Source organism: Butyrivibrio sp. (genome assembly GCF_017940685.1).
Taxonomy (GTDB): domain Bacteria; phylum Bacillota; class Clostridia; order Lachnospirales; family Lachnospiraceae; genus Butyrivibrio.
Window position 1 is genome coordinate 1 of sequence record NZ_JAGAYD010000278.1, and the last position, 11528, is coordinate 11528.

Below are 11528 nucleotides of genomic sequence, written 5' to 3' on the forward strand. Positions count from 1 at the left end.
AAAATACCTTCCCGGGAAGGTCGTAATGATCCACTCAGTTGACAATGTTAAGCTTGCTGGTGAGATTGAAAAACAGTTTGCCAAGGCTGATATGAATATCGATGTGCTCATTGAGGTCAACATGGCTGGAGAGGATACCAAGTTTGGCCTTGCACCTTCCGAAGTTCCTTCATTTGTAAAAGAAATAAGCACCCTTCCTCATCTAAACATTAGAGGACTTATGACAATTGCGCCTTACACTGATGATCCTGAAAGCAACAGGGTATATTTTGCAGGACTTCGAAGACTTAAGGATGATATAAACAAGATGAATATCCCCGGAGTTAATATGGATACACTTTCCATGGGAATGACTGGGGACTATGAGGTTGCAATTGAAGAGGGAGCAACATTTGTAAGGGTTGGCACAGGAATTTTTGGTGAGCGCAATTATGCAATCACGTGACGAAAATCTAAAATAAATATAAACGAATTTACACTCAAAAAAGTAGATAGTATAATTGATTCTATAGGGAAGGAAAGATATGCTAAAGACTGTACCTTTATCCAAAAACTTATCTATAGATCAATTAAATCATCTTATAGACACCGGGCATGTGTATGTTACTCCCTTTGGTCTTAACAGGACCTGTTACATTGTTGTAAACCATAAACCATTTATGGTGATTGCAACAGACGTTTCGATAAGAGGAGTACAGCTGTCAGGTTCCTGGTATACCTGGGAAGAGGTTGAGGCCATGGGCGGTGTTTATGATTCTGAATTTGATGCTCTGAAAGCTATAGCAGGCGGGGCATGAAAAAAGGAAGCGCAAAGCTTCCTTTTTAGTTTGCAATAAATTATAAATTATTCATAAACTGCCTAAAACCTAGAGTATTCTTGAGGCTTTTGTGCTAAAATATTTCTCACGTATTGAATTGGGGAGGCTCTTTGCTTTGACATATGTTTTCTATTACGTTCAAGCGCATATAGCTTGCATCCTTTTACTCTCTATTGTTTTTTATAAGATCGTAAGAGGTGTTAACAAGCAGGCATCGCAGATATACTTGGGTAACCTTGTAGTGACTTTGATGCTTTACTATATGGCCGAGATATTCTGGGCACTTGTTGATGGCAATATTATAAGTTCTGCACCGACAATGCTTTATCTTTCTAATATTTTCACCTACATTTTAATAAGTGTTGCTGCCTACTACTGGTATATCATTTCGGAGGCACTTCAAAGAGACAAGCTGATTGAAAACACAGTTCTTAGAAGGCTTCTTGCAACTCCTGTTTTAGTGTCTGCTCTTCTTGCTGTGACTGCATACAGGACTGGACTGGTATTTTACGTGGATGAAAACGGAAAGCTGGTAAATGGAAGCTTCTATGTTATCCTCGTCATCGTTCCTTTTGCATATCTTATTGCCTCATCTGTTAAGTCTTTTAGCAGATTTGCCAACAAGGACAGATATGTGGACAGGAATATCTACTTCATGATCGGAGTATTTCCTTTTGCGCCTATCATTCTTGGTGCATTGCAGGCTATCTACTGGCGCGTTCCTTTTTTGTGCTATGGAACAGTTGCAGCAGTTTACTATGTATATCTGACTACACAGGATAATCTTATTTCAATAGATCCTCTTACACAGACCAACAACAGGAACCAGCTCTATAAGTATCTTGTTCAGAAGATGCGCTCTGAAGAGCAGGGACTTAGTCTTTTCCTGATCATGGTTGATATAGACAGGCTCAGGGATATCAATGAGGCCTATGGACATGCAGAGGGTGACAGGGCTCTTAATAGGGTTGCGACAGCAATAAAGGACGCTTGCCAGGGATCCCGCAGCAGAATGTTTGTATCAAGATATGGAGCAGATGAATTTGTGGTAGTGGCCGAGATGGCCTATAGAGCAGAGGCAGCATGGCTTGCTGACCAGATAAAGAATGAAGTCAAGAGGGCTACAAACGTTGATGCAGCTCCCTATGACATCCATGTAAGCATTGGTATCTCTCAGTACGATTATCAGGCTCCTGTAACTATCCAGTCATTTATTGCAAGAGCTGATTCAGATCTGTATCAGAATAAAAAGTTAAATGCCACTTAAAATAGCGAGTTGATCAGGTTTATCAAAACTCCTGCAAGAATAAATGCCGCAAGTATTGCTATGGCATATATATATTTCATTCTACCCATAAAAGTTCTCCCATCTTAAATTTAGTCAGTGACTGCGCCAAAAGAGCTTAACTGTGATAATATTATATTATAGCTGGTTTTGAGTTATATGCACAGCAAAAGGCAGATTGGAGGGCATCGGTATGCAGATTTATGTATCGGGAAATGTGCGTAGAAGTGGTGACGGATCCATGGAACATCCTTTCAGGACGATCCAGGAAGCAGCGCTTGTTGCAAAGCCTGGGGATGATGTACTTGTTGCTCCTGGTATCTATAGAGAATGGGTACGACCAGCCTTTTCAGGCACAGATAGTCAGCGCATCAAATATGTGAGCATGGTAAAGGGCGAAGCGGTCATCACCGGAGCTGAGCGTCTTACAGGATGGGAGAAATTTGAAAACATCTGGCGTGTTCGCATTCCAAATAGTTTCTTTGGGGATTACAACCCTTACACAGATGTAGTTTTTGGCGACTGGTTTTTCGCATCTTTAAACAATCCACACACAGGCGAAATTTATATTGATAACAAGTCCATGTATGAGGTCTTTGACCTCTCTGTTTGTATGCATCCGCAGATTGACAAAAGATCATGGGATCCCGATTTTACAAAGTATGTGTGGTTCACAGCGCAGGAAGGCGCAGAAACAGTAATATATGCAAATTTTGATGACAGGGATCCAAACGAAGAAAACGTTGAATTTGCTGTGCGCAGGGCATGCTTTTATCCGGAAAAAGAGGGAGTTAACAACATTACCTTAAGAGGCTTTACAGTAAGATGCGCTGCTACCCAGTGGGCTCCGCCTACTGCTGTTCAGATTGGTATGATAGGTCCGCATTGGTCCAAGGGGTGGATCATAGAGGACTGTGATATCTATGAGTCAAAGTGCAGCGGAATATCCCTTGGCAAGTATTATCAAAAGGGCAGCAACAACAAGTGGAGCATGACATTTGTAAAGGATGGAACTCAAACCCAGAGGGATGCTGTATGTCAGGCAGTAAATGAGGGCTGGGATAAAGAGACTGTGGGCTCCCATATAATAAGGCGCTGTGACATCCACGATTGTGGTCAGACCGGTATTGTTGGTCATATGGGCGGAGCCTTTTCAATTATCGAAGATAATCACATCCATCATATAAATAACAAGCACAATCTGGCAGGAGCGGAGATTGGAGGCATCAAGCTCCACGCTGCGGTAGATACCATCATAAGGCGAAATCACATTGACCACTGCACAAGGGGAATCTGGCTTGACTGGCAGGCGCAAGGCACCAGGGTATCCCAGAACTTTTTACACGACAATATTCCGCCTGAAGGAACCATTATAGAAGATGGGCTTTCACTTGGTGAAGATATCTTTATTGAGGTGTCTCACGGTCCTACACTTATAGATCACAATCTCCTTCTTTCTGAGATGGCTGCAAGGATCAGCACTCAGGGAATAGCTTTTGTTCACAATCTTATTGCAGGATCCTTTACCTGGGTAGGGAGTGGAACAGATAACGGCACAAAAAAGCTTGCTTCAGACAGATATACTCCATATCATCTGCCGCATTCAACAAAGATTGCCGGTTTTATGACTATCCTTCATGGAGATGCAAGGTTCTACAATAATATCTTTATACAAAAGACCGTCCGCCAGGATCTACTGGATTATTGCACCAGGGAAAATATTGATACTCTGGATAAGGCTAATTTCATTGCAGGTACTTGCCCGTATAACAGGTTTCCTACGGCACCTGAGTATTTTTCACGATTTAAGAAAAACACCTTTGCGGAATATGGATCCAATGATATCTACTATGACCATCTTCCTGTATATACTGGTGGCAATGCATATTACAACGGAGCAAGGCCTTGCGATAACGAGCTTGCGGCCCATGTTGATAAGGACCATAAGATCAGCCTTTATCTTGATGAATCCGATGGAAGATACACCATTCATACCAATCTGTATGAGTATCTGCCAAGGAATTTCACAATGCCAATAAACACAGAGAGCCTTGGTATTGCCTTTGAACCAGAGCAGAGGTTTGAAAACCCTGATGGAAGTCCTATCATGTTTGATAGCGACTACTTTGGAAGGAAAAGAGGCATTCATCCTGTTGCAGGACCTTTTGAGGAATGTAACACTGACAGGTTTACTGTGACAGATGCATTTGGCTCCTACAGGATAAGTGGCAGGGATAATCCGAGGATTGAAGGCCCATGGCAGGAGTACGCAGAGCCAAAGGATAAAGAAACTGTAAATGATGAAGTTGAAGGCAAGGAGGCTTTTGAAGATAGGCCTGATATTCCTGAACCAGGAGATGAGCCTGAGATCATAAATGCCAACATCATGCTTACAGGCTGTGAGGACGCCGGGATTTCTTTTCCCTATGAGGGATCTCTTTTCCAGGTCAGGGACATGTTCGTAAAGGGAAATGAAGTGTGGCTCTATGACGGTACCGCTGACAAGCTTGTGGAACTTGACTGTGAGTACGGTATCTACAGAAGCCTTAAAAAGTGGTCTGTTGGCGCACTTCAGTCTATAGATGTATCAGATGACCATAACTGTGAAGGCTTTGTAAGGACTGCTGGAACACTTTTGTGTATCCTTAGTAAAAACATGGCCAGTGATCCGGCAGATACCTGCAGCACTATTCAGGACAAGGTCAATCAGGGCATAGAACCAAAGGGCATCAAGATGCGCTTTACCACAAAATACCTTAAGTTTATCCGCAACAAGAAGTTTATATCCCTTGAGGATGTTATCTATAGGATAAACAAAGCAGGTATGGATATAGTCACAGAGAGACTTGAAAAACTCTGAAAATTATGTTGAGGGAAATAGTAGTTTATGGAGAGAAGAGCTAACTGGTACGAACTTGATAATGCAGCCAAGATAGTACCATCGACAGCGAAAGGAGCTAATACAAGGGTATTTAGACTTACCTGCGAACTGACAGAAAAAGTCGACGAGGATATGCTGCAAAGAGCACTGGATGACACAGTACTTGAATTTCCGTTTTTTAACTGCGTACTTCACAGGGGAATATTCTGGTACTACTTAGAGGACAGTGACCTTAAGGCGGTGGTGGAAAAGGAGCATACGCCGGCCTGCCTTCCACTTTACATTCCGGGGAAAAAGAATCTTCTTTACAGGGTGAATTACTTTGAAAAGAGGATAAATCTTGAGATGTTCCACGTACTTGCAGATGGAACCGGAGCTTTTATGTTTTTTAAGTCGCTGATCATAAGGTATCTGCAGATAAGGTACAACCTAAGCCACGATATCAAGCCCATTGATGAGTTTTCTGTAGAGGAAAAGAATGAGGATGCTTTTACAGGTAATTACAACAAGCAAAAGGGACTTGGGCAGCTCAATGAGATGAAGGCAGTAAAGGCCTATCAGATAACAGGAGAGATGGATGACAATCTTTTGCCCCATCTTCTGGAAGGAACTGTATCTTCCAAAAAGTTTATCGAGCTGGCCCACAAGTATGATGCCACAGTTGGAGTGCTTTGCGTAGCTCTTTATATTAAGGCCATCATTCAGGGAATGAACAGATTCCAGAAAAGGCGTCCTATAGTGGTCAGCGTCCCAGTTAACCTTCGTCAGTTCTATAAGAGCGGAACAGCAAGGAACTTCTTTGGAGTCATAAATATTGAGTATGACCCAGCTGATTATAATGGTGAGCTTAAGAGCATCATAGACCCGGTTGCCAGGGACTTTAAGGACAAGCTTTCTGCTGAGAATATTGAAAAGACCATGAACTCCTATTCAACCTTAGAGCACAACCTTGCCATCAAGATGGTTCCACTTCCAATAAAGGACCTTGTTATAGGCTATTTTGACAGGGCAGCGAAAAAGGGTGTCACAACATCAATGTCTAATCTTGGACAGATCAAGATGCCAGCTGAGGTTTCTGAATATATAGAGAGATTCAGCGCCTTTATGACAGCTTCATCTCAACAGGTATGTGTATGCTCTTACAAGGACAAGATGGTGTTTGGAGAGGTATCGCCTTTTAAGACCCACAAGTCCATGCTTAATTTCTTCAGGTGCCTGACTCAGGAAGGGCTTGAAATTGAGCTTGGAACCAACGACTACGATGAGCATGAGAAAAACAAATAAAGTAGAGGTTTATACTAATGCAGGTTTGTAATAAATGTAATATCAGGATACGAGGACGAAAGGAGTGCTGTCCACTTTGTCAGGGGAAGCTTTCTGAGGCAGAGGGAGATGAGAATGCAGCATTTCCTGTTCTTGAAAAGAGAAAGATCACAAGCATCACTTTCTTTAAAGTTTGCACTTTTATTTTCATAACCATGGAGATCGTATTTGGCACCATAAACATCATGACGGAAGGCAAATACTCTTTTATTGGCCCTATCATGCTGGGTGCTTTGGTTGCCTGGATCGACATCTATGCCACAATGTATCTTAGGAACAACTTGATCAAGGTCATAACCTTTGAAGTTCTGGTTGCCATTGTGGTGGATTTCTACATAGACCTTAAGACAGGGTTTTATGGCTGGAGCGTAAACTGGATGATCCCAATGACCCTTATTGGACTTGCAATTGTAACTATTGTTACGGCGCTGATACTTAAGCTAAGGCTTGATGAATACATTCTTTATATAGTCTTTGACTTTATCATGGCTCTTTGCCAGATCATTACCATCAAAAATGGCATGAACACACTGCCATGGCCTGCAGCCAGCAGTATCATGTTCTATCTGATAATCATTGCAGCCCTGGTGATCTTCAGATTCAGGGATCTTAAAAATGCTTCGGAGAAAATGTTCAATCTATGAGTCTTACTAACAGACATAAGAGAAACTTAAAAGCGGGGATTGTGTTCGCTTCAAGAGCGGGAGACTTTGTAGAAAACAGGATTGGAAAGGCTATAGAAAACTCAGGCCGAAAAGCTGAGGATCTGCCAAAGGAACCTAAACCAATGACCTGGTACAGAGTTCCGCTGGAAAGAGGGCTTTCTGGCGATGGGTCCGAGTATTACATCTATGTAAAGCTTGGAGACCCAGATAAGCTGTGCATCTTTTTCTCTGGTGGAGGTGTGGCATGGAACGAGTACACTGCAGCCCGCCCTGTGACAGGTGGTAAGGTTGCTGCAGGACAGCCAAACTTCTATTGGAACAATCTGCGTCCATTTACCCAGATCATGAACATAAATGTAGGGATTACAGACATTGTCAGTGAAAAGAATCCTTTCAGAGACTGGAGCTTTGTTGTAATAACCTATGCAACAGGGGACTTTCATGTGGGCAATAACGATTATCCGTACAAGGCAGAGGATGGCAGCGATGAGGTTTTGCATTTCCACGGCTATGTGAATTTCCTCCAGAGTATGGCCGTAGCAAAAGATCTTTTTCCAAGCCCCAAGCAGATACTTATAGCAGGTAATTCAGCTGGTGCATTTGCAGTTCCAGCCCTTGCAGGTGAAATAGCAGATAATTACTATGACAAAGTCCGGAATATAACCTTGTTTTCAGACTCTGGACAGCTCCTATACAAGAACTGGAGAAAGACAGCAAAAAATATATGGCAGTGCAAGGAATCAATATGGAAACCAATTCACACAGGAAATATTACCCTGGACTGGTATAAAGATCTTTATGAAAAGAATGGGGAGAGATTTAGATACCTTTATTCAAGCTCTGTAAGGGATTATCTATTAAGTGCTTACTACAATGACATTATCAATAAGAGATATGTAAGTGACAGCCTGGTTCAGGAAGAGTATTACAGGCAATTAAAGGAGATGGTGGCTGAGCTTAAAAAGCTTACACCGCACTTTGGAATATTCCTAAATGAATGGAAGATACCTTTGATAACCATGGGTGGCACAGTACACACATCCGTCCGTGAACCCCATTTTACGCTGTTTTCTCAAAATGGGATAACTATGGCAAAGTGGCTTAAGGATGCCACCGATGGTAAGGTTTATGATGTGGGACTGGATCTTATAGAGTAAGATCAGTCGATAAAGCACTGTTCGATGCGCTCTTCGTATTCACCCCTTAGCTCTTCAGGGATATCATACTCGTCAAGGGCCTCAGACACTGACCAGTGCTCGTTGACCATTGAGCGGAGAATGTTGCGGATAACACTTATATCAAGAGCTTCTATAGTAGCAACATCAGTCATATTTTCATACCTCCTCAAAAAAACATAACACATTACCGTTAAAAAATGTCTTTAACTACAATATATTGTAGTTTATAATTTTTTATATACAAGTATTGACATTTCATTCTTGAGTGTTTTTGTAAAATATGCACAGAAATGTAAGGGGATTTTCATGCATATGACTACAATAGCTTTACTTCTAGCAATACTGGGGCTTGTGGCGTCTGCCTTTCTAGTGGGAGGCGCTATCTGTATGGTTACGCTAGGCATAGGCATTCACCAATTTGTTAAGGATAAGTCCATTGAGGCCCTTAGGATCATTGCCATTTCGGCAGCAGGAGTCATCCTGCCAATCATCATGTATCTAAATACTTACGGCTTTCATCTTCCTTACGAGGACGGCAGTGGGAGAAGTGCATTTAAGACTATCCTTGCCACCAACTATGAGAACCTGGGGATAGATCTTTTTGGGAAAGATAAGTCTAATAAGGAAGCTGAGGCGGTTCTGGTTTCGGAGTCTGATGCAGATGAGTTTAGCCAAGGAGCTGAAAAGGTAGAAACATCTGCCTCTTCTGGAACAAGTGAAAGTTTAGAGAGTGCCCTTGCAAAGCTTAAAGATAAGAATGAGGAGCTGGATGAAAATGTTGAAAGCTCAGAAAAATCTGGCGGGAGTATCTTTGAGAGTCTTGACAGCATCCGGAAAGAGGATAAAAACAAAGGCGGGATTGTAAGCATTGCGCCCTCAGATGACAACATGCCATCCTATGGAGGACTTCCTGTTGGAACAATGCTGGTAGCTCAGTACTTTAGAGAGGATGATCACAACTGCAATCCTGTTCTTGTGCTTCAGAATAAGACTGGAGATCTTGTAAGGTACGAGTGCAGATTTATCGCCAGAGACAAAGATGGTGAAGAACTTGCCACATCAGAAAAAACTGTGGAAGTGGTAAGAAATGAAGCTCTCTTTGTGTTTGAAGGCCGTTTTGATAAAAGAGATTTAGGCGGCAATATCCCGGATTCCTACGAATTCTCAATCACCAAGCGTGAACCCTATGAAGAAGATATGGCAAATCTTGTATCTGTCTACACAGCAACCGAAGGCTCCTCAGCCCTTCTTACAGCAGAAAATAAAAGCGACAGAAAAGTCAAAGTCGACGCCTACGTCCTTTTCTTCGACGGTTCAGAACTTGTGGACTGCATGTGGATGATACCCCAAAACACCGATGAAGTCTGCCTTGATCCAGGCAGCGCCGCCACCATAAAAGGCGACGCCTACTACCGCTTTGACAGAGTTGAGACCTTTTACACCGCCTATGAAGCTGTTGGCGAAGGGTAATGTCTGCAACTTTCATGACACGGGGACGAGACACGGGGACGGTTCTTCTGACTTGGAGACACGGGGACGGTTCTTCTGTCTTGGAGACACGGGGACGGTTCTTCTGTCTTATTTTATCTTGATAAAACAAGACAGAAGAACCGTCCCCGTGTCTCCAAGTCAGAAGAACCGTCCCCGTGTCATGAAAGCTTTATAATATGTTTAGTATTGTGTGTAAAAGAGTGTGATATACTGATAAAAAGCGGTTTTGATAAAGAAGGTGGCGGCGATGGACACAAAAAGACTTAGTCCTGAACAGGAAAAGAAATGGGTAAGGATAGGATTTAGAGCGATACAGATCGCCATTTGGATCGCACTTACCAGGATGTGTGTATATTCTGCGCTCCATGGGGAAAATATGACACTTAGTGTCGTTGGAGATCTGGATTTTGCTTTTATACTATTTCCATATCTTTTGCTTGGCGGATTATATGGATATGTAATTTCTTTTGTTTCTTTTTTGATCAGTTTTACCTGTGCGCTTATCTTTGAGATGGAAACTGCGTATTGTATGGCTGTTTTTTTGGCGGCGACTACCAGTTTTGCAATCTTTTCCCAGTACTTTTTCTTTAAGACAATAAAGAAAACGCTGATAGCGTCAGCTGCAACTCTTTTTGTGACATCAGCAGTGGAGTTCTGGTGTGTTACTGTGCTTGAGGCTTCACAGTTTAATGCTGATTCCATCAAGAATTATCCTTTATTTCTCCTTAAGGAATTTATAATCATCTTTGGCATTGGCTTTATTCTTCACTTTTTCTATAGCAAGGCGCCTGATATCATCAAGATCATATTTCCGATTGGAGTAGGGTATACAAAAGCATATCAAAAGGATGTGGAAATACAAAGAAGCATCAGAAAAACCAAGATCAGTATTAAGATCACAGCCATCATTATTGGCATAGAGCTTATGCTGGGCATTGGAGTGTCTGTTTTTATGATAGCTCTTTTCCCGGATATGAAAGATATGCTGGTCAATAATATAAGAGACCACAAGCAGATGGTTGTTGAGAGCGTTGAAGAAAATAGTCCTGATGCCACAATAAAGTACATTGAAAATATGAGCTTTGTTATGGATAACTACGCTCTGACCTATGATATCAAGATGGTACTTCTAATGCTATGTATTGGCGTTCCCCTGGGAGGTATTGCAAATTTCTACATAAAATATACTGTGGGTGGACCTCTTGGAGTTCTGTCTGACTTTATGTATGAATACACCAATGCAGATGATGATCAAAAGCTCCTGGTGGGAGAAAAGGTGGATAAGATCCGCACTTTCTCAAAGGATGAGATACTTGTTGTAGCTGAATCTACCAAGGCTATGGTCCATTCCATAGAGGATTATATCGAGAGGACCAAGCAGGAGCAGCAGCTTGAGATGGATCTTGAGGTTGCGAAAAAGGCCAGTGAGGCTAAGAGCAGCTTCCTCTCAAATATGTCCCATGAGATCAGAACGCCTATAAATGCTGTTCTTGGAATGAACGAGATGATCCTTAGGGAAAATAATGACCCGCAGATTAATGAATATGCACAGAATGTCAAGAGTGCAGGCAATTCCCTTCTTGGAATCGTCAACGACATCCTTGATTTTTCCAAGATCGAAGCAGGGAAGATGGACATCCTTAATGTGGAATACCACTTAAGCTCCATGGTCAATGACCTTTTGAACATGATATCAGTAAAGGCCGATGACAAGGGCCTTGAAGTTATTGTTAACGTGGATGAGAAGACTCCGGATAAGCTCTTTGGCGATGAGGTCAGGATCAAACAGTGCGTAACAAACATCTTAACTAACGCTGTTAAGTACACTGAAAAAGGCACTGTCACGTTAAACGTAGGCTTTAGAGAAGCAGAAGATGATGACAATAT

General features: G+C 42.1%; 10 protein-coding genes. 9 read left to right on the forward strand and 1 reads right to left on the reverse strand.

Annotated elements, in window-relative coordinates; translation table 11 throughout:
* The 7 genes from J6I68_RS16900 to J6I68_RS16930 all read left to right on the forward strand — a co-directional run.
* The coding region (locus J6I68_RS16900; RefSeq protein ID WP_292222022.1) for a YggS family pyridoxal phosphate-dependent enzyme at positions 1–445 on the forward strand (445 nt) is incomplete at its 5' end.
* Positions 446–524: 79 nt separating this feature from the next.
* On the forward strand, positions 525–797 hold the full coding sequence (locus J6I68_RS16905) for a hypothetical protein (protein ID WP_292222024.1): 273 nt from the start codon (positions 525–527) through the stop codon (positions 795–797).
* Between the two features lie 247 nt (positions 798–1044).
* Positions 1045–2085 (forward strand): GGDEF domain-containing protein, encoded by a 1041-nt coding sequence (locus J6I68_RS16910; RefSeq protein ID WP_292222025.1) that lies wholly within the window; start codon positions 1045–1047, stop codon positions 2083–2085.
* A 211-nt stretch (positions 2086–2296) separates the two neighbouring features.
* Positions 2297–4963 (forward strand): right-handed parallel beta-helix repeat-containing protein, encoded by a 2667-nt coding sequence (locus tag J6I68_RS16915; protein WP_330622569.1) that lies wholly within the window; start codon positions 2297–2299, stop codon positions 4961–4963.
* A gap of 27 nt (positions 4964–4990) precedes the next feature.
* Complete coding sequence (locus tag J6I68_RS16920; RefSeq protein ID WP_292222027.1) at positions 4991–6268, forward strand: hypothetical protein; 1278 nt, start codon at positions 4991–4993, stop codon at positions 6266–6268.
* Between the two features lie 17 nt (positions 6269–6285).
* Positions 6286–6951 carry a DUF6320 domain-containing protein gene (locus tag J6I68_RS16925; protein WP_292222029.1) on the forward strand — a complete coding sequence of 222 codons (666 nt, stop codon included), beginning with the start codon at positions 6286–6288 and terminating at the stop codon, positions 6949–6951.
* Positions 6948–8129 carry a pectin acetylesterase-family hydrolase gene (locus J6I68_RS16930; protein WP_292222030.1) on the forward strand — a complete coding sequence of 394 codons (1182 nt, stop codon included), beginning with the start codon at positions 6948–6950 and terminating at the stop codon, positions 8127–8129. The genes J6I68_RS16925 and J6I68_RS16930 overlap by 4 nt, the downstream gene beginning before the upstream one ends.
* A 2-nt stretch (positions 8130–8131) precedes the next feature.
* Here the strand turns inward: J6I68_RS16930 and J6I68_RS16935 are convergent, their stop codons facing one another.
* Positions 8132–8302, reverse strand: coding sequence for a hypothetical protein (locus J6I68_RS16935; protein ID WP_292222031.1), 171 nt, complete (start codon positions 8300–8302; stop codon positions 8132–8134).
* A 235-nt stretch (positions 8303–8537) separates the two neighbouring features.
* On the opposite strand from J6I68_RS16935, the gene J6I68_RS16940 reads away from it, so the two are divergent.
* Complete coding sequence (locus tag J6I68_RS16940) at positions 8538–9620, forward strand: hypothetical protein (RefSeq protein WP_292222032.1); 1083 nt, start codon at positions 8538–8540, stop codon at positions 9618–9620.
* Between the two features lie 268 nt (positions 9621–9888).
* A partial coding sequence (locus J6I68_RS16945; protein WP_292222035.1) for a HAMP domain-containing sensor histidine kinase occupies positions 9889–11528 on the forward strand: 1640 nt, incomplete at its 3' end.

What these genes read in the sequence shown, in the direction of transcription:
- J6I68_RS16905 (WP_292222024.1), top strand. Translation starts at nt 525, where the DNA reads ATGCTAAAGACTGTACCTTTATCCAAAAACTTATCTATAGATCAATTA.
- J6I68_RS16915 (WP_330622569.1), top strand. Translation starts at nt 2,297, where the DNA reads ATGCAGATTTATGTATCGGGAAATGTGCGTAGAAGTGGTGACGGATCC.
- J6I68_RS16920 (WP_292222027.1), top strand. Translation starts at nt 4,991, where the DNA reads ATGGAGAGAAGAGCTAACTGGTACGAACTTGATAATGCAGCCAAGATA.
- J6I68_RS16925 (WP_292222029.1), top strand. Translation starts at nt 6,286, where the DNA reads ATGCAGGTTTGTAATAAATGTAATATCAGGATACGAGGACGAAAGGAG.
- J6I68_RS16930 (WP_292222030.1), top strand. Translation starts at nt 6,948, where the DNA reads ATGAGTCTTACTAACAGACATAAGAGAAACTTAAAAGCGGGGATTGTG.
- J6I68_RS16935 (WP_292222031.1), bottom strand. Translation starts at nt 8,302, where the DNA reads ATGACTGATGTTGCTACTATAGAAGCTCTTGATATAAGTGTTATCCGC.
- J6I68_RS16940 (WP_292222032.1), top strand. Translation starts at nt 8,538, where the DNA reads ATGGTTACGCTAGGCATAGGCATTCACCAATTTGTTAAGGATAAGTCC.